A 26270-nucleotide genomic window follows, 5' to 3' on the forward strand; every position below is an offset into this window, starting at 1 on the left:
GTCGATCAGCGAAACAGGGTGTCGATATGGGCCGCGCCCAGGCCGATCTTTTCGTAGTGTTCGCGGCACAGGGCAATGTAGGAATGCACGTCGAAGTAGCCGTCGGGTTCGCCCTGTGCGTCGAGCCAGATCAACGGGCCCTTGACGATGAAGAACACCCGCATTGGCTGCGCGTGTTCGTAGGCCACCAGGGTGTGGCCTTCGCCCGGGGTTTCGTAGACGAAGTCGCCGGCGGTGGCCGTCCACTCGTGCTCCAGGTAGCCCCACTTGCCGGACAGGGTGTAGGCGAACACTTCGTGGGGGTGGTAGTGGCGGTTGACCAGCCCGGCGCTGCGGGCCATGAGGATGTCGCACCAACGGTTCTCGCTGGGGGCGATCCACAGCGGCCGCGAAGATACGGTTTCGGTGAACGGCACGTACAGGCTCAGGTCGTCACTGGCGGCATTCGGCAGGTAGACCTCGGGCTTGGCGTCGGGCTTGAAACAGTTGGCAATGGGCTGCAGGTCTTTCCAGAACTCACGGGTGGCGGCTTCAGGCATGGTCGACCTCGATTGTTTTTACAGGAGGGGGGACTGAGGCGACTTTAGGCCCACGGCTGGGCGCCGGTTTGATTGAATCGGACCGATTTGTTGTCTGTTTCGGACGGGGATTTTTCCTACCGGAAATAGCGATCTGACGAAGCTGTTCCGGCGAACGGCTCTCACTGCGTTTCAAGTTGACAGGCTATATAGTTCAGATGTTAATGAATGGCCGCAGCCCGCAGATCATGCGGCCCCAGGTGTCCGGACGCTGCCTTGTCGTCCGGGGAATATTCAGCCGCCCATGAGAAGAACAACAATGTCTCCATGCGCCTTGCTCGAAACCCGGCACGCCAGCACCCAGGCGGTCGACCCGGATCACCGCCTGAGGTTCTGGGAGGACTACAACGCCAGTACCCTGGTGGGGCTCAAATGCAACTCCTACGCCGACGACGGGTTCACCGCCAGCCAGGACAACCTGCAGTTGAGTGCCATGCGCCTGGCACGCATCGTTGGCAATGAACACGTGGTGGAACGCGACACCTCGATGATCCGCGGTGTCCCCAAGGATTCGATCTTTGCGTCCCTGGTCACCGGCAGTGGTTCGTTCTTCTATCAGGACGGTGCGTGTCAGCTACTGGAGCCGGGGGAGTTGGTGGTCTACCGCACCGACAAACCTTATCTGTTCGGCTTCTCCGGGGCGATGCGCCAGTTCATTTTCGACATTTCCCAGGAGCAGTTCGCCGCACGCTGCCTGAAGCGTTTCAACCGGACGCTGAAGATCAGCGTGCACAACGGAGTCCAGCGCTTGCTATTGCGCACCCTGGGGGAGCGCACCCGGGAGTTTTTCCAGCAGCCGCTGTGTGGCGAGGCCGAGGCCTATCAGGAGCAGGCCTTCGAACTTCTGGCCAGCATCATCGCTGGGCAGGTGGGAGAACGGCCCATCAACGCCCTCAGTGCTTCCTACTTGCTGGCGGCCAAACAGTGCATCCATGAACAGCTAGGGGACCCGACCCTGAGCTGCGAGCGGGTTGCGGCCCAGACAGGTATTTCCACCCGGCACCTGGCGCGGCTGTTTGCCATGGAGAACACCCTGCCCAGCCGCTTCATCCTGGAAAAACGCCTGCAGCAGGCCCGTCGCCTGATCTGCAGCAGCCAGGGGGCGGGCCTGGACATCAGTGAAATCGCCTACCGCCATGGCTTTGCCAGCCAGGCGCATTTTGCCCGGGCGTTCAAGGCCCGTTACCAGCAGACACCCAGTGAAGCGCGGGCTCAGGGGCCCTTGTCGGAGTGGCCGGCAACAGCCCCAGGTGTTCATCGCTCCTGAGGCTCGAGGGGGGCGTCCGGCAAGTCGCTTTCGGGACCGCTTCGCGTTGCATCCCCGCAGCAGCGGCGGAGTTCTCCCAGGCCGCACCTTTGCAACAAGTCGTTCAGAGGAACCGTGGGCATTGCGGGTAGGCTTTGTTGCGGCGGCATGTCGGGGTTGTTCCGCAGTTGAGCTGCGCGATGCAGCAGTCGGCTACGGGCGCCGTACCAGAAGCCGATCTCGTCGAGGTAGTCGGTGGTTTTGCGGTGCATGGACATCTCCTTTGTCTCAGCGGAAACGCAAGTGGTTCGTTGCCGGACAGCACTGGAATCGAGGGTGGGCCGGATAAGCAGACGGACAGCCCCGCGCGCGCGGCACACCCGGCCTTCAAGGCAGGGGCACACAGGGTTATTGGGTGTTGAGTCGCTTGGCCTGAGGGGCATTAAACTGAGGATAGGAAACCTTTCAGCTTTGCCGAACACCCATGTGCTGGACTGGGAGGATGCCTTCGCCGACAGGTGGCTCCTACGGCACGATCGTAGGCGCCACCTGTCGGCGAAGAGGCCGTTGCAGCCCGTGAAACCGGCTGTCCGGCGGCGGGTGCGGCCGGGCAACTGGCGCCCGATGATTACCGGTCACGACTGCAAGGAGAATCTAGCGCCCGAGAGCTTCTATGGCCTCGGCCTGGCGGTCCAGCAGATGGCGCTGGAAGGTCACGAAGGTTTCCTTGGGTTGCTGCAGGTGCACGAACGCCAGCATCGGGTCGTCGACCGCGGTGCGCACCCCAGACAGCGCCTCCAGGGTGGCCAGTCCACAGAAGGGCACATAGGCCTCGGAGTAGCCGCCTTCGTGCACCAGCACCAGGCGCCCGGCGCACAGGCGCTCGGCGGCGTCTCGCAGGCACTGGGTCATCTCGCGGAAGGAGTCGCTGTGCAGCAGCATCCGCGCCAAGGGGTCCACGGCGTTGGCGTCATAGCCGCAGGCGACGATGATCAGTTCGGGTTCGAAGCGTTCCAGGGCCGGCACGACGATTTTTTGCATGGCGTACAGGTAGGCGTCATGGCCGCCACCGGGCAGCAGCGGGACGTTGATGTTGCAGCCCAGGCCGGCGCCGCGGCCACGCTCCTGTTCGCCGCCGTAACCCGGTGGAAAGCAGCCGTCCTGGTGCAGGGACAGGGTCAGCACATCGGCCCGCTCCTCGAAGATCGATTGGGTGCCGTTGCCGTGGTGCACGTCCCAGTCGATGACCGCCACCTTGCCCAGGCCGTGACGGGCCTTGGCGGCTTCGATGGCAATGGCGATGTTGGCCAGGAAGCAGAAACCCATGGCCTGGTCCGCCGTGCAGTGGTGTCCCGGTGGACGGGACAGGGAATAGGCGTTGTCGGCTTCGCCGCTGAGCACTGCGTCCACGGCGGCGATGGCTAGCCCGGCGGACAGTTTGGCGATGTCATAGCTGCCGGGGCCTACCGGCGCCTCGTCGCCCAGGTGACCACCGCCGGCATCGCTCAAGGCCTTGAAACGTTGCAGGTAGGCTGCACTGTGAACCCGTAGCAGATCGTCCTCGGTGGCCGCAGCGGCACTGCACAGATGCAACTGGCGGGTCAGGCCGGAGACGTCCATCAGGCTTTTCAGCCGGCGTTTGGTTTCCGGTGATTCGGCGTGCCCGGCGGCGGCCGGTGGCTGCACCCAGCCGCCCACCGGCAGGGTCAGAACGTGAGGGTTGGCGCTGTGCCACAAGCAAAGTTCATCGAAGAAAAAAGCGGTTTTGCAGGTCATGGTGAGATCCATTTTTCAAGGGAAGGGGTGTTCAAGGGCGCGCTGGCCCTGCCGCGGGCAGTCATTGCCCTTGGGGGTGGGTAGGGGGCTGGAGGCTGGGCCGGCAGTTGAGTACCAGCGCCAGGGACAGCAGGGTGATGACGGCGCCCCCCAGCAACAGGCCCTGGAAGCCGCCGCTGCTTTCGATCAGGCGCCCGGCGAGGGTCGGGCCGATGGCCAGGCCGCCGCTGATCACCAGGTTGGAGGCGTTCATCAGCCGGCCGCTGCGGTCCATTTCGGCCATGCGCGCCAGGATCAGCGGCAGGATGAAAGTCCAGGTGAACTTGAACACCAGCGCCGCCAGGGCAAAGCGCGCCAGTTGCGGCTGGCCCAGGAGCAGCAGCACCGAGGCTGCCATCAGCGCGTAGCCCAGCCACAGCAAGGCGCTGCGGGGCAGGCGTTCGCCGAACAGGGTGGCGCACAGGGCGCCGACGATGCCCATCAAAGTGGCGATGGCCAGGATGTCGCCGCTGGTCTGTGCCGACAGGCCGGACTGGGCGCCAATCGCGCCGATAAAGGTCCAGACCCCGCTGAGGCTGATGTAGAAGGTGAGAATGCCGAGAATCCCCAGGCTCGCCTTGAGCGGGGACACGGGCGGGGCGTTCGCCAGGTCATCGGCAGGGCGTGCGGCTCCAGTGGGGAAACAGCGCGCTAGGGGCAGGCACAGGGTCATCAGCAGCGCCAGGATCAGGTAGCAGGCACCCAGGCCAAAACGTGCGAAGAGCATGGGCAACAGGGTCAGGCCGATGGCCCCCAGCACCAGTTGCCCCATGACCCAGAAGCCGTAGCTGCGGCTTGGGCTGGCACTGATGGCGGCGCTGGCCAGGCAGATGATCATCAGCGAGCCGCCGGCCAGGGCACTGCAAAAGCGCGTCATCAGCAGCAGCGAGTAGTCGTGGGCCAGCATCGACAGCAGGTTGGCGCCGATGAACAGCAGCGCGCTGCACAATGCCGCGCGGCGCCAGTCGAGGTGTTTCAGCCACCAGATGGCTGGCAGGGTGGCCAGGCTCATGGCGCCCAGTTCGGCGGAGAACAGATCGCCGATTTGTGACGGCGTCAAGTGCCATTGGCTGGCCAGTTGCGCGGCGATGGCCGGAGCCATCAGCAGCACGGCGGGGGTAATGGCGGCGAACAGCACGATGGCGGCCATCAGTCCCAGGGGGGGGCGGGTGGTGTGCGCGGTGGTGTTCAACGCGGGGTTCTGGGTGTGCATGGACAAGCTCCGCAAGCAGGGGGTCAGAACACATGGACCAGGCGCAAGAGTGCGTCGGTGCCGGCAAAACCATTCGCGGTGGCGACATTGCGCGACAGGCTGAACATCAGCTGGTTTTCTCGGTCCAGCCAGTGCCCGACCTCGAATCCGGCCTGGGTGTAGCGCTTGTGGGTGTCGTTGATCCGCCGGTCGTTGATCCGCAGTTCGCCGCCATCGGCGTGGATCAGGCGCAGGGCGCCGTAGGTCGAGGGGGTGAAGTCGTAGGAGGCAAAAGCTTGCAGGCGATACAGCGGGTCCTGCTGCAGGTCGCTGCCGATATAGTCGTCGTTGGTGCCATACAACTGGGCTTCGAGGTTGGCCTCCAGCACCCATTTTTCCCCCAGTCCCTGGGTGTAGTTGTAGACAAAGGTCGCGCCCCAGCGGTTGGCCCCCGGCGATACGTCCGGGTTGCGACGGTGGTATTCGCCCACGGGCAAGGTGATCAAGGTCAGCAGGCCGCTGTAGGTGCGGGTGTCTGGCTGGTTGATGAAGAACAGCGTGCCGCCCACCTGGGGATCGCCGAAACCGCTTTCCCCGGTATGGCGCTCGGCGCCGGGCAAGCGTGCGTCGATATCGACGAAGGGCAGGATGAACTGAGGGGTGCACAGCGTGCCGCACAGGTCACTGAAGAACACCTGGCGGTAGGCCATGGCGTTGACCCGCAGCTCGGCCTTGCCGGTGCTGTCGGCGCGGCCGTGGAAGACGTCGGCGCGGGTGCCGGGCAAGTACAGCACCCCCAGGCGGGTGCCTGCGGGGGCGGCGAAGAAGTCACGGGCGTTGAGGTCGGCGGCATGGAGCGACAGGCTGGCCAGGGTGCCAGCCAAGGCAAGGGTGGTTCGTATGAGTGTCCTGGTCATGAACGGTGCGTCTCTTGTTGGAGTGGTTGTTCGGCGAACGGCTCGCCGGCACACGGCAGTGGGGCAAAAAAGGGCAAAGGTGGCCCGTGGCGCTCAAGGCGAGCACCAAAATCAGCGTTGATCAGCAGGGCGTATCAGTCGGGTGGGGCGTGCAGCAGTTGGGCGATGCGGGCTTTGTCCTTGACCCCCAGCTTGCTGTAGATGGCGCGGATGTGATGGCGCACGGTGTTGGGTGACATGCCCAGGTCCCGGGCCACTTCCTTATAGGTCTTGCCGTCGCCGAAACATTGGGCGACGGCGTTCTCCCGGGGGCTGAGCTTGGGCAGCAGGGTGTGACTGCGGGCGGCCAGCAGGTACAGGTCGCCCACGGCCGAGTATTCGACGTGCAGTCGCGTGCCCTCAAAACCGTTGGGCCCAAGTTTCATGGGCAGTTGCGGGCCGTTCCACTGTGGCCATTGATCCAGCAACAGGTCGACGAAACCGCGTTCGGCGCATTGCAGTACACCGCGTGGGTCGCACACCGCAAGGGCCAGATTGCGCGGGCGGGTGAGCTTTTCGCGCATCGCCACCAGGGTGCGGATCTGATTGGCCGATACCGCCGCCACCAGATGCAGCATCAGGTTGTTCAGCAGGTGACAGTCATCCTGGTTGAAGCGTGGCGCACCGGGGGCGCGGTATAGGGCCAGATGGTTGCTCAAGTGGGTAGGTGGGTCGATGTGCACCACGCACAGCAGTTCGCCGATGCCGTACTGGCGTCCCAGCCAGTTCAGCCCGGGTCCGCTGTCTGGGGCGCTCATGTCGACGATCACCGCTCGTCCCGGCACCTCGTGGACCCGGTTCACGGTGACATCAATGTGGCGGATCGACTGCCAGTCCGGCAGGTAGCTCGGTGGCAGGCGGTACAGGTAGCAGCTGTGTTCATCCGGCAGGCCGTCCACCAACGCCGCGCGGCCCCACCAGGCGCTGTCGAAGGGCAATAGCTGGCTGATGCGCGCCAGGGCATGGGGATAGAAGTGCTCGATGTCCTTGTTCTGCGCCAGTTGCTGCAGTTCCAGGGTCAGCTCGCTGAAGGCTTGCAACAGATTGGCCGGGGCACGATCGGATCGGTTCATGGGTCAGTACCTCTGTGCGACGTTGTTATTGTTTTCGTCACTGAAGGGGTGAGGGACCGTTACGCCATTAGGGCGTGGGCAGGGCCTGGAGCGAGTATCGATGGCTTGGCTGTTGATCGCCATCCTACAGATGCAGGAGGTGGCCCATAGCCCCGATGCAGTCAGGTGCAGCGGGGCTTGGGCGAGTGAGGTGGGGGCAGGGGATCAGACGGCTGGGCAGGGGGGCTGCAAGCGATGGAAGCAGCGGCTGAAATACACCAGCGAGTCGCCTTGTTCGCACACGCTGATTTCATCGAGTTCCACCAGCATCACCGAGTGGGTGCCGATTTCCTGGACCTCGGTGATGCGCCCCTGGAGGCTGGTCAGGGCGCCTTCCAGTACCGGCAGGGCCTGCAGGCCGTCGCGCCAGGGATGCAGGCCGAAGCGCTGCTCCATGGCCACCCCGGTCATGCCGGCAAAATGCCGGGCGACGTCTTCGTGTTCGCCGCTCAGGACGTTCACGCACAGGCGGCCGTTGCCCTTGAACACCGGGTTCAGCGCGCTGGTGCGATTGACGCAGACCATCAGGGTTGGCGGGCTGTCGGTGACCGAGCAGACCGCAGTGGCGGTGATGCCGCAGCGGCCGGCGGGGCCGTTGCTGGTGATGACGTTGACCGCGGCGGTCATGTGCGCCATGGCGTTGCGAAAGGCGAGTTGCTTGGGATCGAGTACAGACATGACGAATTCCTCGTGGGCGCAGAGCGGCCGGGTGTCTTGCTGCCAATACCGGGCGACGGCGGACGATTACCTGTAGGCGCCGGCGTGGCGGCGAAAGAGGCCTGGGGCGATGGGGGGCTTGGGCGGGCGCCTTCGCAGCCAAGCCCGCCCCTGCACCAGCCATTTCCGCCGCAAGCCCGGCCCTACATGGACCAGATCCGTGGCTATTGGCGGATGCGGTCGAGCATGTTGATGTCGTCGGGGTTGGTCAGATGGGGCACCGTCCAGCCGTCGAGGTCGTAGTCGCCCAGGCACTTATCCACCAGATCGGTCATGGCCTTCATCGAACCGCTGGCCTGGGCGTGGCGCAGGCACTGCATGCGGATCTCATCCTGGCTGCCGGCGTAGTTGATCTCGTACAGCTCGTGGCGACCGCCGAACTCGGTGCCGATGGCATCCCACAGCAGCTTGAGGATCTTGATCCGCTCTTCGTGGCCCATGCCGCCCGAACCGCGGCAGTAGGTGCCGAGGTACTGGTTGAGCAGTGGGTCCTTGAGGTCGCGGGAGCCGGACGGCAGGTAGATCAGGCCGCTGGCCACCACTTGTTCGATGATTTTCTTGATGTCGGTGTAGGCCTGGGGCGCCAGCACCCGGTACGCCTGCAAGGCCTGGGTGCTGGGCAGGTAGACGCCGTTCAGCCATTCGCTGGCATTGCCGTGCATGGCGTCGGTCAGGGACCAGAACAGGTTGCGCCAGGCCACCACTTCGCCGACCTGAGCCTGGACCCCGCGAAATTCCAGGGAGCCGGTGCATTGCAGGGCCTTGACCAGCAGCCCGGTGATGAAGTCGAGCTTGACCGCCAGCCGGGTGCAGCCCTGCATCGGGAACAGCCGACCGAAACCGCCCTGGGGGAACCACTGGCGGCAGCGCTCGAAGTCGCGGTAGATCAGCACGTTCTCCCAGGGGATGAACACCTTGTCCATGATCAGGATCGCGTCGTTCTCGTCGAAGCGGCTGGACAGCGGGTAGTCGAAGGGCGAGCCGGTCATGCCCGCCTGCAATTCGTAGGAAGGGCGGCAGATCAGCTTCATGCCACGGGTGTTCATCGGGGCGATGAACATCAGGGCGAAGTCGGTGTTGTCCCCCAGCAACTGGGCCGAGCCCTGGCCGACGAAGTTGTAGTGGGTCAGGGCCGAGTTGGTGGCCACCACCTTGGCGCCGCTGACGATGATCCCGCCCTCGACTTCCTCGTCCACCGAAATGAACACGTCCTTGACCTGATCCACCGGTTTGTCGCGGTCGATGGGCGGATTGACGATGGCGTGATTGAGGTAGAGGCAGGCTTCCTGGATGCGCTTGTACCAGGTGCGGGCGTTGTCTGCGAAGCGCCCGTAGAACTCCGGGTTGGCCCCCAGGGCGCTGCCGAAGGCGGCCTTGTAGTCGGGGCTGCGGCCCATCCAGCCATAGGTCAGGCGCGACCAGTCGGCGATGGCGTCGCGCTGCTGGCGCAGTTCATCGGGGCTTTTCGCCGAGCGGAAGAACTTGTGGGTGTAGCCGCCGTTGCCGGTGTCGGTGTCCCAGCACAGTTGTGACTGGGTGGCCGGGTCGTGCAGGGCGTCGTACAGGCGGGCCATGGAGGCCGCCGAATTGCGGAAGGCCGGGTGGCTGGTGACGTCCTTGACCCGGTCGCCATAGATGTAGATTTCACGGTCGTCGCGCAGGCTGGCCAGGTATTCGGCACCGGTCAGCGGGCGGTCGGTTGCGGTACGAAAGTCTTCGGGTTTCATATCCAGTCTCGGCGTTGTTTTTATTGACTGGGGCCATGATGGGCAGGCTCGGCCGGGGAAAAAATGGCTTTTCCGGCGAATCAGTTGCACTTTCCATGGGCCGCGCGCTCGGTTGAGCTGGGGACTGGCGAGGGCCCTGAGGACGGATGTGAACCGCTTTATCGTTTCACTTCACATTCTGGTGTCTGCGGTCTAAAACAGCGTGCCGATGGGGGGATTTTTTTTGCATCAGCCATATAGAAGCGCAAGTTCGGCCGATACCTGTAACAGCCCCGCAGATATATTCGCGGGTGCCTACCGTCGGCGCCTGTCCCCAGCGCCAGACGTTTCATGGCATGGACGCTTGTTGCCCGTTCTCCTCTGAGAGTCGTCCTATGTCATTGCGTAACCTGAATATCGCTCCTCGCGCTTTCCTCGGTTTTGCCTTCATCGCCTTGCTGGTCATCGGGCTCGGTGTGTTCGCGGTCAATCGCATGTCGACCATCCGTGAGGCGTCGGTGAACATGGAAAGCAATCTACTGCCCAGCGTCAGCTTTCTTGGCAACCTCACCGAAAACGTATTGCGCATGCGGATTCTGTCGTTCCGGGTCCTGGTGAACCGTGACCCGGCCGCCTTGCAGGAAGCCCAACTACGCATCGGCGTGTTGGTGGACAAGGTCAAACAGGCCCAGGCCAGTTACGCAGCGTTGCCGGCGGTGCCGGAGGAGGTCGCGCTGTACAAGACTTTCTCTGCGACCCTGGCGACGTACCTGCAAGCCCAGAATGAAATGCTTGAACTGTCGCGTCAGAACAAGCTCGATGAGCTGCGGGCACTGATTAATACCCGGATCAAAAATGGCACCGACCAGATGGGCCAGCAGTTGAATCAACTGGTGGCGATCAATGCCGCCGGAGCCAAAAGTGCCTCCCATGCTGCCGGCGAACAATACAGTGGCGCGATTGTCGGGATTGTCAGCGTTGCGGTGATTGCCGCGTTGCTGACGGTGGTGCTGGCCTTGCTGCTGACCCGCAGCATCGTCACCCCGCTGAACAAGGCCCTGAACGCCGCTGAGGTGATCGCCGGCGGCAACCTGCGTCAGGCCATTGAGATCGAAGGGACTGACGAGCCGGCGCGCCTGCTGCGGGCCTTGGCCGACATGCAGGCGAGCCTGCGCCGGACCATCGAGCAGATCGCCGGTTCGGCGACCCAGCTGGCCTCGGCCTCGGAAGAACTCAGCGCCGTCACCGAAGAAGCCTCTCGTGGGGTCCAGCAACAGAACGACGAAATTCAACAGGCGGCCACGGCGGTCAATGAAATGACCGCAGCGGTGGAAGAGGTGGCGCGCAACGCAGTGTCCACATCCGAAGCTTCCCGGCAATCGACCCAGGTGGCCTGTGACGGTCGTGACCGCGTGGTACAGACCGTCGAGGCCATTCAGGTCATGACCCACGACGTGCAAGCCACCTCGGTGATGATCGAAGGCCTGGCGAGCCAGGGACGCGACATCGGCAAGGTGCTGGATGTGATTCGCGCCATCGCCGAGCAAACCAATCTGCTGGCGCTCAACGCCGCCATCGAAGCCGCCCGGGCGGGTGAGGCCGGGCGCGGCTTCGCAGTGGTGGCGGACGAGGTGCGGGCCCTGGCCCATCGCACCGCCCAATCGACCCAGGAAATCGAGAAGATGGTGGCGGGCATCCAGAACGGCACCGGCGAGGCGGTGGAGTCGATGCAGCAAAGCAACCAGCGTACCCAGAGCACTCTGGAACTGGCCCGCTCCGCCGGTGTGGCCCTGGAGCAGATTGCCGACTCGATCAATCAGATCAACGAACGCAATCTGGTGATCGCCAGCGCTTCGGAGGAGCAGGCCCAGGTTTCCCGCGAGGTTGACCGCAATCTGATGAACATTCGCGACCTGGCGCTGCAGTCGGCGGCCGGCTCCAACCAGACCAGCGCCGCCAGCCAAGAGCTGTCGCGTCTGGCGGTGGACCTGAATGCGATGGTGGCGCGTTTCGTGATTTGACCCAGGCCAGGCTCGTCGTTTGCTCGACGAGGGGCGTGGCAGCGCCTAGGGTTTGAGCTGAAGTGTCTTTCAAGGAGCAAGTGATGCGTTATTCCGCGCTGACTCAACGGATTGCCGGCGAAGGTAGCGCCGCCTGGGATATTCACTACCGCGCGCTGGCGCTGCGCGAACAGGGCGTCGACGTGTTGCTGCTGACCGTCGGCGATCCGGATTTCGACACCCCAAGGCCGGTGGTCCAGGCCGCCATCGACAGTCTGCTGGCCGGCGATACGCATTATTCGGACGTGCGCGGCAACCTTGCCCTGCGGCGTTGCATCGCCCGGCGTCATCGAAAGCGTAGCGGCCAGGAAGTGGACGCCGAGCACGTGGTGGTGCTGCCTGGCGCGCAGTGCGCGGTGTTTGCGGTGGCCCAGTGTCTGCTCAACCCTGGGGACGAGGTGCTGGTGGCCGAGCCGATGTACGTTACCTACGAAGGTGTGTTCGGTGCGTGTGGCGCCCAGGTGGTGCCGATTCCGGTGCGCCCGGAGTGCGGTTTTCGCGTCACGCCCGAGGATGTGGCGTCACGCATTGGCGGCAAGACCCGGGCTCTGTTGATCAACAGCCCCAACAACCCCTCCGGCGCCAGCCTGTCTCACGAGGCCTGGGAGGCACTGGCCGGGCTGTGCATCAAACATGACCTGTGGTTGATCTCCGACGAGGTGTATTGCGACCTGCTGTACGAGGGCCAGCACCTGAGCCCCGCGAGCCTGCCAGGCATGGCCGGACGTACCGCAACCATCAACAGCCTGTCCAAATCCCACGCCATGAGCGGGTGGCGGGTGGGGTGGGTGATAGCACCGCGGGCGTTGGCCGGGCACTTGAGCAATCTGTCGCTGTGCATGCTCTATGGCCTGCCGGACTTCGTTCAGAACGCCGCGGTGGTGGCTCTGGACAGTGACTTGCCGGAGCTGGCGCAGATGCGCGAGGAGTACCGCCAGCGTCGGAATCTGGTGTGCTCGATGCTGGCCGACTGCCCCGCACTGACCCCGATCTGCCCCGATGGCGGCATGTTCGTGATGGTCGACGTGCGGCGTACCGGCCTGGACGCCCAGGCATTCGCCGACCGTCTGTTGGCGCGTTACGCGGTTTCCGTGCTTGCCGGTGACGCCTTTGGCCCCAGCGCCGCGGGGCATATCCGCATCGGGCTGGTGCTGAACCGCGAGCATCTGGCCGAGGCTTGTCGGCGCATCGCGCGGTGCACCGATGAACTGCTCTAGCGGTTGTCGCCGGTCAATCACGGCGTTGCTTGAGCGCCCGGGGTTCGTATGCTGAGTTCAGGGGCGCGCAGGCACTGGCGCAGGTGGTGCAACAAGGCGTCATAAAGGGCATCGACTTCCGCCGCCAGGCCTCTGGCCCGCAGGCAACCGTGTACCAATCCCTGCCCGGGATACAGCTCACTGGAGACACCGGCGGCTAGCAGCCGTTGGTGATAACACGCGCCGTCATCGCGCAGCGGGTCGAACGCCGCCAGGGCGATAAAGGCCGGCGGCAGGTTGCTGAAGTCCTGCGCCAACAACGGTCGCGCATAGGGTGAGTGCGGTTCGGGGCCGGGCAGGTACAGGGACTGGAAGCCCTCCAGGTCGCTGCTGCTGAGCAGGGGCGCATCGGCGCACTGACGGCGCGATGGCAGGTCGGCGTCGCCGCCCAGTCCGGGGTACACCAGCACTTGGGCGCCAGGCAGGGGTTCGGCGGCATCGCGCAAGGCCAGGCACAGGGCGGCGGCCAGGTTGCCACCGGCGCTGTCGCCCATCACAGCCCGGCGCTGGCGGTCCAGGGGGATCGGCGCCAGGCCTTGCTCCAGGGCGCGCCAGACCGCCAGGCTGTCATCGAACGCCGCTGGAAACGGGTGTTCCGGCGCCAGCCGATAGTCCACCGCGATCACCAGCACCTGAAGTTCGCTGGCCAGATGCGCGGTGATGAAAGCGTGGGAGTGCAGACCGCCCACGACCCAGCCCCCTCCGTGCAGGTACAGCAACCAGGGCCAGCCGTCCGCAGGGGGTGGGCGGTCCGGGTGGTAGAGGCGCAGCGGCACCCCGGCCAGTGGCACGTCCTGCACCACCAGGCCGCGAGGACAGGGCGGCGTGAAGGCTTGGCACATGCGCTCATAGCTGTCGCGCAAGCCCTGGATGCTGTCATCGGCGCCGGTGTAACTCAGGGTCTGGCGGACAAAGGCCGCCAGTTCTGCGGAGAGCGGATAATCGGTCATCGACAGGCCGTCCCTTACAACCGCGCTTTGACGGCCGCCAGGCCGTCCTCGCCATCGACGCTACGCACCCCGGCCAGCCAACGCTGCAGGTCCTCGGGGTGCTCGCGCAGCCACTGGCGCGCCACGTCCTGCGGCGATTTGCGCGCCATGATCGGCACCATCAGCTGGCTTTCCTGGGCGGCGTTGAACGTCAGGTTCTGCAGCAGACGATTGACGTTGGGGCAGCGCTCGGCGTAATCCGGTGCGGTGACCGTAGACACCGTGGCCGCGCCCTCGTTGGGTCCATACACGTCTTCACTGCCGGTCAGGTAGGTGATGCGCAGGTTGATGTTCATGGGGTGCGGGGTCCAGCCGACGAACACCACAAACTCCTTGCGGTTGATCGCCCGTTGCACCGCCGCCAGCATCCCGGCCTCGCCGGACTCGATCAGCTTGAAGCCCTTGAGGCCGAAATGGTTGGTATCGATCATGGTCTTGATGGTGGTGTTGGCTCCACTGCCGGGTTCGATGCCGTAGATCTTGCCGCCCAGTTGCTGCTTGAAACGGGCGATGTCGGCAAAGGTCTTAAGGCCCGCTTGCGCAACGTAATCCGGCACCGCCAGGGTGGCCTGGGCGTCGGCGAGGCTGGGTTGGGCCAACACCTTGACCTGCCCGGCCTCAAGGAAGGGCGCAATGTTCTGGTCCATGGCCGGTTTCCAGTAGCCAAGGAAGACATCCAGGCGTTTATCGCGGATGCCGGCGAAGAGAATCTGCTGCACGGCGCTGGTCTGCTTGCTCTTGTAGCCCAGGTCCGTGAGCAGCACATCGGCCACGGCGCTGGTGGCAATCACGTCGGTCCAATTGACCACGCCCATGCGCACAGTCTTGCAGGAAGCGGGCTCGGCGGCCCAGGTGGGGGCGCTCAGCAGTACGCTGGCGCAGAGGATCGAGCAACAACGTTTGAACGGTGCTTTCATCGGGGGCTCATCCGGCAGGTGATTTTTATGGCATCGGCGTCTTACTGCGCCATGACCGCCACCTTACGTGGCAGCGGCGCGCCAGGAAACGCCCTGGGGCGACCGGCTTTTGCCCTGTGACGACTCGCTGGAAGTGAGAGTGGGGCGTAGCGGCTAGCGCTCGCAGACCTCAGGGGATCTGCGGGAGGTCAGGCAGCTTCTGCGAGCCTGGTCGCCGCTTCGCCAAGGCTCAGTAGCGGCTACAGGTCAATGTTGCTTGGGGGTTTGGCCATGACCGCGGTGAATAGCTGCGATTCCAGCAAGCCTTGCAACCAAGCGTGCAGCGCCGGATAGGGCGCCTGCGCAAACCACTGCCGATCCACATGGGCAAATTGGCGGACAAAGGGCAGCAGCGCCATGTCCGCCAGGCTCGCTCGTTCGGCCAGTAGATAGCGCTGTTCTTGTAGTCGAGACTCCAACTGCGCGAGGAATACTGCCCCCTGAGCCCGGTAATGTTCCATGGGCGCCTCGGGGTAGCGCTCGGCGTACTTGTAGCGATTGAGGTGCACCTTGAACACCTGATCATTCTCGGCAATCAGCGCCGTCATCTGCGCCGGGGCCGCTGGGTCCGCCGTCAGCCGCCAGTCCTCGGGGTCCTGCTGTTCCAGGGCCCAGTGCATGATCTCCAGGCTCTCATCGATTACCCGCCCGTCCACCGCCAGCACCGGCACCGTGCCCTTGGCCGACAGCGCGAGCATCTCGGGTGGTTTGGCCTTGAGGCTGACCTCGATGATCTGCACCGGCACCTGGGCGTAGCGCAGGGCCAGTCGCGCGCGCATGGCGTAAGGGCAGCGGCGGAAGGAGTAGAGGGTCGCCTCAGGCATCGGCCGAGTGATCATTTCACCTCCAGGGTGCTCAGGCCGTTGCCCTGGCGGCTGACCTGGATCTGCACCGGGATCCGTTCGTGCATGTCCTGGACGTGGGAAATCACCGCGACTTTGCGTCCCTGGGCTTGCAGACCGTCAAGGGCGTCCATGGCCAGTTGCAGCGACTCGGGGTCGAGGCTGCCGAAGCCTTCGTCGATAAACAGCGACTCGATCTTCAGGGTGCTGGAGGCCATCGAGGCCAGCCCCAGAGCCAGGGCCAGGGACACCAGGAAAGTCTCGCCGCCGGACAGCGAGTGCACCGAACGCAGTTCGTCGCCCATCTCGGTGTCCAGCACCAGCAGGCCGAGCATGCTGCCGCCGCGCTTGAGGCGGTAGCGCCGCACCAGTTGGCGCAACTGGGCGTTGGCGTGATGCACCAGCAGGTCAAGGTTGTAGGCCTGGGCAATCTTGCGGAATTTGTCGCCTTCGGCCGAGCCGATCAGGGCACTCAGGCGCGCCCAGCGCTGCCACTGCTGGTAGGCGTCGTTGATGCGTTGGCCCAGCGCTTGATTGGCCTCCTGGCGGCGCTGGTCCTCGCTTTGTCGGGCGCGCAGTTCCGCTACGTGCTGTTCGCTGGCGAGGGCTTGTTGCTGCAGCTGTTCAAGGGCCTGGAGCAGTTGCCCGGCCTCCAGGTTGCCGTTGTGCTGGGCCTGGTGCTGTTGCAGGCGTTGCTGGCGCTCCTGGAGCAGGACCTTGGCTTGCTCGATGGCCTTGTCGTTGGCCTGCAGGCGCTGGCGCAGTTGCTGGATCTGGTCCTCATCCAATTCCAGCAACTGTTGCAGGCCGGCATCATCCAGTTCCGGGTGCTGGGCGCGCCATTGCTCGATGCTGCCGGCCAGTTGCTGCTGTTCGCTGTCTAGGGCTTGCAGACGCTCTTGCCGGGCCTTGAGTTCGGCGCTCAGTTGGATCAGTTGCTGCTGCAGCTCGTGCTGCTCGTGCTGGGCCTTGGCCTGGGCGCTGCGAGCCTGTTCCACGGCTTGATCGAGCTGTTGCTGCCAGAGCTCGGCGCTAGGGTGCGCCCCCAGCAGGGCGGCCAGCCGGTCCTGGCAGGCCTGCTGCTGTTGGCTCAGGGTGTCGAGCTGCTGCTGAGCGTCGCTCAGTTGCTGCTGGCGGGTCAGCTGGCGGTCCTGCTCCTTGTCCAGCAGCAGTTGGCGCTGCTGTTGTTCTGCGGTTTCGTCCTGCTGCTCGCGCAGTTGTTCGATGCGTTGCAGGACCTGCTGGTCCAGTTGCATGAAGGTGCTGGCCGGATCACCGCGCAGGCCTTCTTGCACCTCGGCCGGCAGCAGGTGGTTGAAGCTGGCCAGTTCTTCCTCCAGACGCTGCTGGTCGGCGGCCAATTGCTCCTGCTGCTTGTGCAGATGCTGGGCCGCCTGCTGGCTGGCGTCTTGTGCGTGCTGCAACTGCTGCTGGAGCCGCGTGGCGTCCTTTTGCAGGGTCAGCAAGGCATCCAGGCGGCTCTCATCCTGGGTGATGCTCTGTTGCAACTGCTCCAGTTGCTGGCGTAGCCAGGCATCGCGTCGAGCCGGGTCCTGGTCCAGCAGGCTGGCACTCTGCGGGTGGGCTTGCAGGCTGGGGGCCAGCGCCTGTTGCTGGCTGGCCAGCTGTTCCTGTTGCTGGAGGAATTCCTTCTGCTGGGCGATCAGGCCCTGGACCTGGGCCCGCAGTTCGTTGAGCTGTTCCTTGAGCCTGTCCACCGCCTGACGGGCGTTGGCTTCTTCGCTTTCGTCATGGCGCCCCAGGCTTTGCAGCAGGGCTTCGGGCTGGTGATAGGGGTGCTCGACGCTGCCGCACACCGGGCAGGGCTGGTCGTCCTGCAACTGCTCGCGCAGTTCCTCGACACTGGCACTGCGGGCCAGGCGCTGGCGCTCCAGCAAGGCCTGGGTGACGCTCAGGGTCTGCTCGGCGACGCTCAGTTCGGCCTTGGCTTGCAGGCCGGCCTGGTTCAGCGCTTCACGCTGGGCGGCCACGGCTTGTTGCTTGTCTTGCAGGGCCTGGCCGCGCAGGTCCAGTTCCTGTTGCTGGGCCCAGAGCCGTGCCAGCTCTTCGGTGGCCCGTTGTTGCTTGCGGTTGTCCTTGAGCAGGCCGTCCAGCAATTGGATCTGCTCGGCCACGGCCTGGGGTTCGGCACCGGCTTCGCTGTAGAGCAATTCAAGGTGGGTACGTTGTTCGGCCAGTTGCTGAGCCGCGCTGCCGGCCCGCTGTTCCAGGGCCGGCAGTTCGGCCTGGCCCTGGTTCAGGCGGTTGCCGATCAGCATCAGTTGCTGCAAGCGTTCGCGGTAGAGCGTCCAGGCTTCGCTCAAGGGGGCGAGGGCGGCGCTGTGCGCCAACTGCCCGGCAATCCGCTCCAGGCGCTCACCCACCAGACGCTGCTTCTCCAGCAGTTCGGCAATGCTTTGCTGGCCTTGGGCACTGACGCTTTGCGCGCGGTCACGGGTTTCGCCGGCGTCGCTCAGGCTCTGGCCAAGACGGCTCAGGTTGCCCTGTTCGGCAAAGGCTTCGCGCAGCAGCGGGACGCTGTCGCCGTGCTGGCTCTGGGCCTGGGTCAGGGCGCTGTCGGCGTCGAGCACGTGCTGTTGCAGCTGTTGGTGACGTTGTTGCAGCTCAACCTGTTGCGCGGCCTGCTGCTCGATCTGTTGGCCCAGGGGCTCCAGCGCTTGGCGCAGCTCGATCTGGCGCAGGAATTGGTGACGCTGCGGCGCCAGTTGCTCCAGCCGTTGCAGGCGCAGGCGCTCTGGGGCCAGGGTCTGAGCCTCCTGCTCGGCCTGTTGCAACTGCTCGGTGGCGTTCTGCTGCGCCTCCTGCCATTGGCGCAATTCCTTGAGCCAGCTGTGCTGGGCCTCCAGTTGCTTGAGCTGGGCCTGCTGGGTCTTGAGCTGTTGCTGGGCGTCGTTGAACTGCTGGTCCAGTTCGGCCCGGGCCTCGGGGGCCAGCGGGGTGATGCCACTGGCCTGGGCCTGGAGCACTTTGTGGGCTTCGTCGGCGTCTTTGCTCTTGCTGTAGGCGCGCCGCCCCAGCTGGCTGTAGATCGCAGTGTTGGTGAGCTTTTCCAGCAGCTCGCTGCGCTCTTTGTCGTCGGCCTTGAGAAAGGCGCTGAACTCGCTCTGGGCCAGCATCACCGCGCGGGTGAACTGCTCGAAATTCAGCCCCAGCCGGGCTTCGATCAGCTGTTTGTATTCACTTTTGCTCTGGTTGCTCAGCAGTTGCTCGCTGTCCAGGTCGGTGAGGTTCTGGCGGCTGGCCTGCAGCTTGCCGTTGGCCTTGTCCCGGGCGCGATTGGCTTCCCAGCGGGCGCGGTAGCGACGGCCGTCGATGCCGACGAAGTCCACCTCGGCAAAACCACTGCCCGTGCCCCGGCGCAGCAGGGTGCGCGGGTCGCCGGTGGAAATCTCGCTGTCGACATCCGGAACCTTGTTTTCCTTGGCAATGTTGTTCAGCCGTGGCACGGCGCCGAACAGCGCCAGGCACAGGGCGTCGAGCAGGGTGCTTTTGCCGGCGCCGGTGGGCCCGGTGATGGCGAACAGCCCGGCGCTGGCCAGGGGCTCGGCGGTAAAGTCGATCTCGAACGGGCCGGCCAGGGAGGCCAGGTTCTTCAGGCGGATGGCCAGGATCTTCATGGCTGTTCCCCTTCTTGCTGAACGTCCTGCAACAGCAGGGCGAAATCCTTGAGGGTCTGCTCATCGACCTCGTTGGCGTAGGCGTCGCGCCAGGCCCGGCGGAACAGCTCTTCGGGGCTCAGTTGATCCAGTTCGATCAGCTCGGCAGTCTCGTCCTCGCCATCGCGGCCGCCTTTGCCGGCGTATTCAGCGGCGATTCGCACCAGGCGCACGGCCTTGCCTTGCAGGGCGCTTTCCACTTGCTGGCGCAGGTCCGGTTGCGGCTCGTCCAGGCGCACCCGCACTTCCAACCAGGGCTGGCGCTGCTCTTCGGCCAACAGGTCGATGTCCGGCAGCTCGCCGAGCTGGGTCAGGATCTCCCCCAGGGGCGCCGGGCCCAGGCGTTGCAGGTTCACCGCCCGGGGAATCAGCCGCGGTTCGACGCTGACCAGGGTCTGGCCGTCCAGGTGTACATCGAGGATCTGGTGTTTGTAGTCGATTTCGGAAAACGATAGGGGAATCGGCGAGCCGCTGTAGCGGATGCGTTCCTCGCCATTGACCTTCTGCGGTTTGTGCAGGTGCCCCAGGGCCACGTAGCTGATGTCCGCGCCGAACAACGTGGCGGGCAGGGCTTCGGCGTTGCCGATGATCAGGCTGCGCTCGGAGTCTTCGGACACCGAGCCGCCGGCCATGTGGGCGTGGCTCACGGCGATCAGCGCCTGTCCCGGCTGGCGGCGGGCGTTGGCCGCGGCGATCAGCCATGCATGGACCTGGGCGATGCCCTTGAGGTAGTCGTCCCCCAGCTGCGGACCGGTGACTTCCGCCGGCCGCAGGAACGGCAGGGCCAGGCACCAGGCGACAATCGCGCCGCTGGCATCCGGCAGCGGCAGCAGCAGGCGCTCGGCGTCCAGCTGGCCGTCATCCAGCCACAGCACCCGGCCCAGTGCGTGGGTGCGCAGCCGCCGCATCAAGGGGGCGGGCAGTTCGATGCGCGAACCGGAGTCATGGTTGCCGGCGATCATCACGATGGTCAGCGCCGGCTGCTGTTCGTGGGCGTTGACGATGAAGTCGTAGAGCCGCTCCTGGGCCTTGACCGGCGGGTTGACGGTGTCGAACACATCGCCGGCGATCAGCAGCACATCCGGCTGTTCGTGTTTGAGCTGACGCAACAGCCATTCAAGGAAGCAGGCGTGTTCGAAGTCGCGTTCCTGGCCATGGAGGTTCTGGCCCAGGTGCCAGTCGGAGGTGTGAAACAGACGCAAGGCAAACTCCAGGGGAAGCAGCTAAAAGCTGCAAGTGGCAAGTGGCAAGTGGCAAGTGGCAAGTGGCAAGCGAATCTTGCCGCTTGCGGCTGCATTTATTTGGGGTACAGCGGCGGCAGGCCGGTGGTGTCCGCCAACGGGTCCTGGACCCGTTCGGCAATGGGAATGGTGCGGATCGCCCGCCACAGTTCCTCACCTTGCCAGTACTGGCCGGTTTCGCTGTAGAGGGCGCCGTTGAGGCCGTCCAGGGCGTCGGACAGGGGCACGAAGCGTGCGGCCATTTCGGCCAGGGTTTGCGGTTGCTGGCGGGCCCAGGCGTCCAGGGCCTGGCGGGTGGTTTGTGGGTCGTTGGCCTGGCACGCGCGTTTGAGGTCGTCCAGCAGCGAGCGTGGGCTGGGGCCGGCCTGCGTCGCTCGCAACACCGCTGGCTGCGAGCGGGCGCGCCACCACAGGCCGAAGCCCAGCACGCTGGTGCAGGCCAGCAGCAGGGTGCTCAGTTGCCAGAGCCACAAGCCCTGGCTGCCGGCGCTGATCGGCGGCGTGCCGGCGGGGCTGTCCACCACCAGGCTGGGGTTGTCCACCACCTGCAGGGTGCGCGCTGGCAGGCGGGTGTGTTCCAGGCGGTCTGCCTGGGTGTTCCACCAGGTCACTTGCAGGGCCGGCAGTTCAAGGTTGCCGGCGCGGGTCGGCACCAGCGCCGTGCGGTCCTCGCGGATCCCCAGCAGGCCGGTTTCGATGGACTGGTTGCTCAGTTGCGGTTGGTCCGGGTAGCGGCGCAGGCCACTGATGTCCGCTTGGGGCAACGCCGGCAGTTGGGCGCTGGACAGGCCTTCGGCGCGCAGGGTCAGGTTGCGGGTCAGCGAGTCACCCACTTGCGGGTGTTCCGGCTCGGGGTTCCAGCTTTCACTCAGGCTCAGGCTGCGGGCGGGCAACCAGGGGCTGTCGGCCGGGTAGTCGGCGGGCTTGGCCTGCACATCCAGGGTCAGTTCGGTGGAATTGATCCGGATCAGGCGGTCGGACTTGGGCGCCTGGGGGCTCGCGTCCTGGTCATCGGGGCGGGCCAGGGTGGCGCTGAAGGTCAGCGCCGGGATCGACAACGGGCCGCTGCGTTGCGGGTAGAGGGCATAGCGCATCTCGATCACCCCGTGGCGCACACCATTGATGAGCTTTTCGTAGGTGCGTGGCTCCCCCAGTTGCTCGACCCGGGCATCACTGAGTTGCAGGGGGCTGAGGCTGCTGTCGTCGAACAGCGGCACCGAGTGGTAGATGTGCAGGGTCAGCAGGGCTTGGGCCTGGACGTAGACCTTGGGGTGGTCGAGCTGGGCGTCGATGAACACCGGTTCCTGGCGGGCTGGCGAGGCTTGTGTCGGGCCGGCATTGACGTGCAGGGTCAGGGCCTGGCTGCGCAGGTTGCCCAGTTGCAGCGGGGCGATCTGCAAGGTGCCGGTGTGGCGGGGCAGCAGGGTGATGATCCAGCGGGTGCTGGCGTGGTTGTCGCCCAGGTTGTTGAGCTGGTTGACCTGGCGCGTGCCACGCACTTCGAACTGCGCTTGCAGGGCGCGCAGGTCGGGCTTGCCGAACTGGGTGACATCGGTGGACTCCAGGGTCAGCTCGACGGTTTCCCCGGCGTTCACCTGGCTGCGGTCCAGGCTGGCGAGCAGCCCGGCAGCCTGGGACGGCGAGGTCCAGAGCGCGAGGGCAAGCAGAAGGGCAGTGCAGCGGGTCATCGCGTTTTTCCCTGATCCTGATGTTGTTGCTGTTCGTACCAGAATTTGCGCCTCAGCAGTTCGCCCGGATCGTCCGGGATCTTGCGCAGCCATTGTTCCAGCGCCTGCTGGTGTTCAGCGTCCAGGCGATCCTCCGCCAGGCGCAGCGGCGAGGTGCTGGGGCGCTCGTCCAGTTCGCTGCCGGGCACTTCACTGTGGCCGGGACTCTGTTGCTCCTGCCGGGACGTGGCGTCTGCGTCGGCAGAGGTTTCATCGGGGTTGCTCGGTGTGGCATGAGCAGGCGATGTCTGGGGGGCCGCGCTGCTCGGGCCAGGCCCCTGGTTGTCGTCGCTGTCGGGGTTCGGCGGTGTCTGCGGCGCGGGTGGTTCGACGGCTCGCTGCTGTTGCAGGAGGCTTTCCACCAGGGCCTTGTTCTGCAGTGCCGGGGTCAGATCCGGCTGGCGCTCCAGGGCTTGTTCATAGGCGTCGAGGGCCGCGTTCAACTCGCCGCTGCGGGCCAGGGCATTGCCGCGATTGTAGTGGTCGCGGGCGTCGTTGCCTGCGGCAAAGCGCTCGGCGGCGGCATTGTAGTTGCCAGCCTCGTACAACGCCACGCCTTGCCACTGCGGGTCCTGAAAATGCCGTGCCGCCTCGGCCGGACGTTGCTGCTCCAGCAGGCGCTGGCCTTGCTGGTCGGGGCGTAGCCACAGGTCGCTGAAGTCAAAGGCGTAGCTGGGTTGCGGCAGGGCCAATAGCAGCAGCGGCAGGCAGAACAGCCAGCCGCGGCGCCCGGCGCAAGCCGCCAGTAACAGCAGTGGCAGCAACAGCCAGTAACCCTGGTCGGCCCAGGCGTCCAGGCGCAGGGTCTGGCCGTCGCTGCGCAGGCCTTGGGGCCCGCCCAGGAGGCCCAGGGCTCGCAGGTCACTGTCGTCCAGGCGCGCCTGGCGGTAGCGGCCCCCGACCTCGCCGATGAAGCGCTTCAGGTCGGGGCTGTCCAGGCGCGATACCAGGATCGCCCCCTGGTCGTCCTTGAGGTAGCTGCCGTCTTCCAGGGTGACCGGCGCGCCGTCGCGACTGCCGATACCGAGCATCAGCAACTGCGGTGCCTTGCCGCTCAGCACCTGGCGGATGCCCTGGCGTTCCTGCTCGTTGAGGGAGGAGGCCATCAGCAGCACCCGGCCCTGGCCCAGGGCGCCCTGGTCCAGCAGCTTGAGGGCCTTGACCAGGGCCAGGTCGGCACGCTGCCCGGGTTGGGGCATGATCGCCGGGGTGAGCGCGTCCAGCAGGTTGCGGCTGGTGGCCAGGTCGTCGGACAGCGGCACCAGGGTATGCGCGCTGCCGGCGTAGACCACGATTGCGGTCTGGGCGTCGCGGCGCAGGGCCAGCAAATCCAGGAGCTTGTGCCGGGCCTGCTGCAGGCGATTGGGCGGTACGTCGTGCGCGAGCATCTGCGGGGTCAGTTCCAGCAGCACCACCAGCGGGTCGGCGGGTTTCTGGCGGGTCTGTTCCACCCGCTGCCAGCTGGGGCCCAGCAATGCCAGGACCGCCAGCAGCCAGGCCAGGCCCAGGGCCACCCAGGGCAGCTTGCTTTCGCGGCCATTGCCGCCGCTGAGCAAGGCGGCGTGGAAGGCGGGTGGCAGGATCATCTGCCAGCGTCCGGCGCGTTTCTGTCGGTGCCAGAGCTGCCACAGCAGCAGCGCTAGCAGCGGCAGCACCAGCAACCACCAGGGGCGGAACCAATGGGGCCAGAGGCTGATCATCGACGCCTCCGCAGACGCAGGCGCTTGAGCCGCTGGCGCCAGTCGTGGGCGGGCAGCAGGAAACTCGACTGAGTGAACAAGCGCTGCAGCGGGTTGTGCGGCCAGCGCTCACGCAGCACCAGCAACACGCTGAGCAGCAGGGCGGCGGCCAGGGGGCAGTGGTACAGGGCCTGGGCCGGACGCGCCTGGGTCGGCTGCTGGGCCACCGGTTCGAGTTGGTCGAGGGTGTCCTTGATGGCTTGCAGTTGCGCGCCGTCATGGGCCCGGAAGTAACGCCCGCCGGTGACTTCGGCCAGCTCCCTGAGGGTCGGCTCGTCCAGGTCCAGGCTCGGGTTGAGGCCCAAAATGCCCAGGGTGGCACTCTCTTGCGGGTCGGCGCCGATGCCGATCGGGTAGATCTTCACCCCTTCCTCGGCGGCCAGCCGCGCGGCGGTAAGGGGGGCGATTTCGCCACCGTTGTTGGCACCGTCGGTGATCAGGATCAACACCCGGCTTTGCGCCGGACGCTGGCGCAGGCGCTTCAGGGCCAGGCCGATGGCGTCACCGATGGCGGTGTTCTTGCCGGCAATGCCGATCCTCGCTTCGTCGAGCCAGACCCGTACCGTGCGCCGGTCGAAGGTCAGGGGCGCCTGCAGATAGGCCTGGCTGCCAAACAGGATCAGTCCGACCCGGTCGCCCTGGCGGTGTTCGAGAAAATCGCCCAGCAGGTGCTGGACCAGGCTCAGGCGGCTGACGTCTTCGTCCTGCCATTGCATGTCGGGAAAGTCCATCGAGCCGGACACGTCCACCGCCACCAGCAGATCGCGTCCACTGGCGGCTACCGGCAGCGGTTCACCCAGCCACTGCGGACGCGCCGCGGCCAGCAGGAGCAAGACCCAGAGCGCGATGAAGCGTGCCTGCTGGCGCCAGGTCGGCAGGTTGACCCGGGCCCGGCGTTTGGACAGGCCTTCGAGCTCACCGAGAAAACTCACGCGCAGCGCCGGTTCGCCGCTGTCGGCCACCGGCAACACCAGGCGCAGCAGCCAGGGCAGCGGCAGCAGGGCGAAGATCCACGGCCAGGCGAACTCAAACATGCTTGCGAATCCAAGTGTCCACCGCTTGGGTCAGGCCGGCGATGGCTTTGTCGTCGAGCTTGCACTCGGGTTTGTAGGCACCTTCCACCAGCACCATCCAGCGGGTCAGGCCGGCGGCCGGGCAGCGGTTGTCGAGAAACGCCAGCCATTTGCGGCCATTGAGGGTGTGGCTCTGGCTGTAAGGATAGTGGTTGCGGCACAGGCGTTTGAGCAGGGCGTTGAGCGCCTGCAGCCAAGCCCCGGCGGGCGCGCCGTCGTAGGGTTTGGGCAACTGCGCCAGTTCCGCCAGGGCAGCCAGGCGCACCGGGTCCAGCGGTTGTTCGCCCCGTGCCTGCACAGCCTTGCCTGGCCACAAGTGACGCCAGTGCCACAGGCCGAACCCCAGCAGCGGCAGCAGGATCGCCAACACCCACCAGCCCGGCGCCGGCGGCCACAGGCCAATTTCCGGGGGCGGCAGCAGCGGTTGCAGCTGCTCCAGGCTGCTCATCGGCCGGCTCCGGGGCGCTGCGGATTGAGGTACTCGCGCAGTTGCTCGACCATTTCGCTCTGAGTGCTCAAGGGCATCAGCAGCACTCGCAGTTTTTGCCCCAGGCGTTCCCAGCGGGCGATGCGCGCCTCGCTCTGTGCGCGATAGGCCCGGCGCAGGTCGTCATTCAGGGTGTCCAGTTCCAGTTGCGCGCCGCGCTCGGCGAAACGCAGCAGCCCGGCGGCGGGCAGGGCGTGGTCCAAAGGATCGGACAGCGGCATCAGCAACAGGTCGCAATGGCGCGACAGCAAGCTCAACTGCTGTTCGGCGGCGTCGCTCAGGGCCCGCTCATCGCAGATCACGATCACCAGACTGCCAGGACGCAGCACTTCGCGGCCGCGCAACAGCGCGGTGCCCAGGGCGTCACGCTGAGGCTGGGCTTCGCTGTGCAGCGACTGGTTGACCCGCACCAGGCGGTTGAGCAGTTGCAACAGGCTCTGTTTGCTGCGCCGGGGCTTGATCTCGTAGTGCTCGTTATCGCCGAACACCAGGCCACCGACCCGGTCGTTGTGCCCCAGGGCGGCCCAGCCGATCAGGCTCGCAGCCTGAGCGGCGAGCACCGACTTGAACATCAGTCCGGAGCCGAAGAACAGCTGGCGGCTCTGCTCGACCATGATGAAGATCGGCCGCTCGCGCTCTTCGTGAAACAGTTTGGTGTGGGGTTCCTGGGTACGCGCGGTGACCCGCCAGTCGATGGTGCGCACGTCGTCGCCGGCCTGATACACCCGCACCTGATCGAAGTCCACGCCGCGCCCGCGCAGCTTGGAATGGTGCAGGCCGATCAGCGGGCTGCGCTGGCTCGGGGTGGAGAACAGCTGTACCTCGCGCACGCGGTGGCGCATCTCGATCAGTTCGCCGAGGGTGATGCGAATGCCGGGTTCGGCAACGGGCTGGGTCATGG

Annotated in this window: 21 protein-coding genes and 1 pseudogene; 4 read left to right on the forward strand and 18 right to left on the reverse strand. The window is 65.6% G+C overall.

Annotated elements, in window-relative coordinates; all coding sequences use genetic code 11:
- Window positions 1-5: 5 nt before the first annotated feature.
- Window positions 6-539, reverse strand: coding sequence for a 2,4'-dihydroxyacetophenone dioxygenase family protein (locus PLD_RS13370; protein WP_159893304.1), 534 nt, complete (start codon window positions 537-539; stop codon window positions 6-8).
- A gap of 298 nt (window positions 540-837) precedes the next feature.
- Between PLD_RS13370 and PLD_RS13375 the strand changes: the two genes are divergently transcribed.
- Window positions 838-1845 (forward strand): AraC family transcriptional regulator, encoded by a 1008-nt coding sequence (locus PLD_RS13375; RefSeq protein WP_159893306.1) that lies wholly within the window; start codon window positions 838-840, stop codon window positions 1843-1845.
- Here PLD_RS13375 and PLD_RS13380 read toward each other — a convergent pair.
- The 7 genes from PLD_RS13380 to hpaB all read right to left on the reverse strand — a co-directional run bounded on the left by PLD_RS13380 (window position 1833) and on the right by hpaB (window position 9343).
- On the reverse strand, window positions 1833-2096 hold the full coding sequence (locus PLD_RS13380; RefSeq protein WP_159893308.1) for a hypothetical protein: 264 nt from the start codon (window positions 2094-2096) through the stop codon (window positions 1833-1835). The genes PLD_RS13375 and PLD_RS13380 overlap by 13 nt on opposite strands.
- A 382-nt stretch (window positions 2097-2478) precedes the next feature.
- Window positions 2479-3600 carry a class II histone deacetylase gene (locus PLD_RS13385; RefSeq protein ID WP_178116154.1) on the reverse strand — a complete coding sequence of 374 codons (1122 nt, stop codon included), beginning with the start codon at window positions 3598-3600 and terminating at the stop codon, window positions 2479-2481.
- A 61-nt stretch (window positions 3601-3661) separates the two neighbouring features.
- Entirely contained in the window at window positions 3662-4852 is a 1191-nt protein-coding gene (locus PLD_RS13390) for an MFS transporter (RefSeq protein WP_159893312.1), read from the reverse strand.
- Window positions 4853-4875: 23 nt separating this feature from the next.
- A complete protein-coding gene (locus PLD_RS13395) occupies window positions 4876-5748 on the reverse strand; it encodes a transporter (RefSeq protein ID WP_159893314.1) in 873 nt (290 codons plus the stop codon).
- A 134-nt stretch (window positions 5749-5882) separates the two neighbouring features.
- Window positions 5883-6860 carry a helix-turn-helix transcriptional regulator gene (locus PLD_RS13400; RefSeq protein WP_159893316.1) on the reverse strand — a complete coding sequence of 326 codons (978 nt, stop codon included), beginning with the start codon at window positions 6858-6860 and terminating at the stop codon, window positions 5883-5885.
- Window positions 6861-7064: 204 nt separating this feature from the next.
- Complete coding sequence (gene hpaC / locus PLD_RS13405) at window positions 7065-7577, reverse strand: 4-hydroxyphenylacetate 3-monooxygenase, reductase component (protein ID WP_159893318.1); 513 nt, start codon at window positions 7575-7577, stop codon at window positions 7065-7067.
- 203 nt (window positions 7578-7780) lie between these two features.
- Window positions 7781-9343, reverse strand: coding sequence for a 4-hydroxyphenylacetate 3-monooxygenase, oxygenase component (gene hpaB / locus PLD_RS13410; protein WP_159893320.1), 1563 nt, complete (start codon window positions 9341-9343; stop codon window positions 7781-7783).
- A gap of 374 nt (window positions 9344-9717) precedes the next feature.
- Between hpaB and PLD_RS31120 the strand changes: the two are divergent.
- From PLD_RS31120 to PLD_RS13420, 3 genes and pseudogenes are all read left to right on the forward strand, one after another.
- Window positions 9718-10485: pseudogene (locus tag PLD_RS31120) on the forward strand (MCP four helix bundle domain-containing protein); the annotation flags it as partial.
- Window positions 10480-11343 carry a methyl-accepting chemotaxis protein gene (locus PLD_RS31125; RefSeq protein ID WP_371929010.1) on the forward strand — a complete coding sequence of 288 codons (864 nt, stop codon included), beginning with the start codon at window positions 10480-10482 and terminating at the stop codon, window positions 11341-11343. The pseudogene PLD_RS31120 and the gene PLD_RS31125, both read left to right, overlap by 6 nt.
- Before the next feature lie 83 nt (window positions 11344-11426).
- On the forward strand, window positions 11427-12599 hold the full coding sequence (locus tag PLD_RS13420) for a pyridoxal phosphate-dependent aminotransferase (RefSeq protein ID WP_159893324.1): 1173 nt from the start codon (window positions 11427-11429) through the stop codon (window positions 12597-12599).
- A 17-nt stretch (window positions 12600-12616) separates the two neighbouring features.
- On the opposite strand, the gene PLD_RS13425 is transcribed toward PLD_RS13420, so the two are convergent.
- The 10 genes from PLD_RS13425 to PLD_RS13470 form a co-directional block, all read right to left on the reverse strand.
- Window positions 12617-13588: an alpha/beta hydrolase gene (locus tag PLD_RS13425; protein ID WP_159893326.1), complete on the reverse strand. Its 972-nt coding sequence runs from the start codon at window positions 13586-13588 to the stop codon at window positions 12617-12619.
- A gap of 14 nt (window positions 13589-13602) precedes the next feature.
- Window positions 13603-14544: a choline ABC transporter substrate-binding protein gene (locus PLD_RS13430; RefSeq protein ID WP_159893328.1), complete on the reverse strand. Its 942-nt coding sequence runs from the start codon at window positions 14542-14544 to the stop codon at window positions 13603-13605.
- Window positions 14545-14783: 239 nt separating this feature from the next.
- Window positions 14784-15407 (reverse strand): glutathione S-transferase, encoded by a 624-nt coding sequence (locus PLD_RS13435; protein ID WP_159893516.1) that lies wholly within the window; start codon window positions 15405-15407, stop codon window positions 14784-14786.
- An 11-nt stretch (window positions 15408-15418) separates the two neighbouring features.
- Window positions 15419-19063 (reverse strand): AAA family ATPase, encoded by a 3645-nt coding sequence (locus PLD_RS13440; protein WP_159893330.1) that lies wholly within the window; start codon window positions 19061-19063, stop codon window positions 15419-15421.
- Window positions 19060-20304: an exonuclease SbcCD subunit D C-terminal domain-containing protein gene (locus PLD_RS13445; RefSeq protein ID WP_159893332.1), complete on the reverse strand. Its 1245-nt coding sequence runs from the start codon at window positions 20302-20304 to the stop codon at window positions 19060-19062. The genes PLD_RS13440 and PLD_RS13445 overlap by 4 nt, the downstream gene beginning before the upstream one ends.
- Before the next feature lie 95 nt (window positions 20305-20399).
- Window positions 20400-22031 carry a BatD family protein gene (locus PLD_RS13450; protein ID WP_159893334.1) on the reverse strand — a complete coding sequence of 544 codons (1632 nt, stop codon included), beginning with the start codon at window positions 22029-22031 and terminating at the stop codon, window positions 20400-20402.
- Window positions 22028-23770 carry a VWA domain-containing protein gene (locus tag PLD_RS13455; protein WP_159893336.1) on the reverse strand — a complete coding sequence of 581 codons (1743 nt, stop codon included), beginning with the start codon at window positions 23768-23770 and terminating at the stop codon, window positions 22028-22030. The genes PLD_RS13450 and PLD_RS13455 overlap by 4 nt, the downstream gene beginning before the upstream one ends.
- The gene (locus PLD_RS13460; protein WP_159893338.1) at window positions 23767-24843 is read right to left on the reverse strand and encodes a VWA domain-containing protein; all 1077 of its coding nucleotides are present in this window, start codon (window positions 24841-24843) and stop codon (window positions 23767-23769) included. The genes PLD_RS13455 and PLD_RS13460 overlap by 4 nt, the downstream gene beginning before the upstream one ends.
- The gene (locus PLD_RS13465; protein ID WP_159893340.1) at window positions 24836-25330 is read right to left on the reverse strand and encodes a DUF4381 domain-containing protein; all 495 of its coding nucleotides are present in this window, start codon (window positions 25328-25330) and stop codon (window positions 24836-24838) included. Before PLD_RS13465 ends, PLD_RS13460 begins: the two co-directional genes overlap by 8 nt.
- A complete protein-coding gene (locus PLD_RS13470; RefSeq protein ID WP_159893342.1) occupies window positions 25327-26268 on the reverse strand; it encodes a DUF58 domain-containing protein in 942 nt (313 codons plus the stop codon). Before PLD_RS13470 ends, PLD_RS13465 begins: the two co-directional genes overlap by 4 nt.
- Window positions 26269-26270 lie beyond the last annotated feature (2 nt).

The organism is Pseudomonas sp. LD120, from assembly GCF_009861525.1.
Classification (GTDB): domain Bacteria; phylum Pseudomonadota; class Gammaproteobacteria; order Pseudomonadales; family Pseudomonadaceae; genus Aquipseudomonas.

What these genes read in the sequence shown, in the direction of transcription:
- PLD_RS13385 (WP_178116154.1), bottom strand. Translation starts at nt 3,600, where the DNA reads ATGACCTGCAAAACCGCTTTTTTCTTCGATGAACTTTGCTTGTGGCAC.
- hpaC (WP_159893318.1), bottom strand. Translation starts at nt 7,577, where the DNA reads ATGTCTGTACTCGATCCCAAGCAACTCGCCTTTCGCAACGCCATGGCG.
- PLD_RS13420 (WP_159893324.1), top strand. Translation starts at nt 11,427, where the DNA reads ATGCGTTATTCCGCGCTGACTCAACGGATTGCCGGCGAAGGTAGCGCC.
- PLD_RS13380 (WP_159893308.1), bottom strand. Translation starts at nt 2,096, where the DNA reads ATGCACCGCAAAACCACCGACTACCTCGACGAGATCGGCTTCTGGTAC.
- PLD_RS13465 (WP_159893340.1), bottom strand. Translation starts at nt 25,330, where the DNA reads ATGAGCAGCCTGGAGCAGCTGCAACCGCTGCTGCCGCCCCCGGAAATT.
- PLD_RS13390 (WP_159893312.1), bottom strand. Translation starts at nt 4,852, where the DNA reads ATGCACACCCAGAACCCCGCGTTGAACACCACCGCGCACACCACCCGC.
- hpaB (WP_159893320.1), bottom strand. Translation starts at nt 9,343, where the DNA reads ATGAAACCCGAAGACTTTCGTACCGCAACCGACCGCCCGCTGACCGGT.
- PLD_RS13400 (WP_159893316.1), bottom strand. Translation starts at nt 6,860, where the DNA reads ATGAACCGATCCGATCGTGCCCCGGCCAATCTGTTGCAAGCCTTCAGC.
- PLD_RS13450 (WP_159893334.1), bottom strand. Translation starts at nt 22,031, where the DNA reads ATGACCCGCTGCACTGCCCTTCTGCTTGCCCTCGCGCTCTGGACCTCG.
- PLD_RS13425 (WP_159893326.1), bottom strand. Translation starts at nt 13,588, where the DNA reads ATGACCGATTATCCGCTCTCCGCAGAACTGGCGGCCTTTGTCCGCCAG.
- PLD_RS13470 (WP_159893342.1), bottom strand. Translation starts at nt 26,268, where the DNA reads ATGACCCAGCCCGTTGCCGAACCCGGCATTCGCATCACCCTCGGCGAA.
- PLD_RS31125 (WP_371929010.1), top strand. Translation starts at nt 10,480, where the DNA reads ATGCAGGCGAGCCTGCGCCGGACCATCGAGCAGATCGCCGGTTCGGCG.
- PLD_RS13395 (WP_159893314.1), bottom strand. Translation starts at nt 5,748, where the DNA reads ATGACCAGGACACTCATACGAACCACCCTTGCCTTGGCTGGCACCCTG.
- PLD_RS13430 (WP_159893328.1), bottom strand. Translation starts at nt 14,544, where the DNA reads ATGAAAGCACCGTTCAAACGTTGTTGCTCGATCCTCTGCGCCAGCGTA.
- PLD_RS13370 (WP_159893304.1), bottom strand. Translation starts at nt 539, where the DNA reads ATGCCTGAAGCCGCCACCCGTGAGTTCTGGAAAGACCTGCAGCCCATT.
- PLD_RS13460 (WP_159893338.1), bottom strand. Translation starts at nt 24,843, where the DNA reads ATGTTTGAGTTCGCCTGGCCGTGGATCTTCGCCCTGCTGCCGCTGCCC.
- PLD_RS13375 (WP_159893306.1), top strand. Translation starts at nt 838, where the DNA reads ATGTCTCCATGCGCCTTGCTCGAAACCCGGCACGCCAGCACCCAGGCG.
- PLD_RS13455 (WP_159893336.1), bottom strand. Translation starts at nt 23,770, where the DNA reads ATGATCAGCCTCTGGCCCCATTGGTTCCGCCCCTGGTGGTTGCTGGTG.
- PLD_RS13440 (WP_159893330.1), bottom strand. Translation starts at nt 19,063, where the DNA reads ATGAAGATCCTGGCCATCCGCCTGAAGAACCTGGCCTCCCTGGCCGGC.
- PLD_RS13435 (WP_159893516.1), bottom strand. Translation starts at nt 15,407, where the DNA reads ATGCCTGAGGCGACCCTCTACTCCTTCCGCCGCTGCCCTTACGCCATG.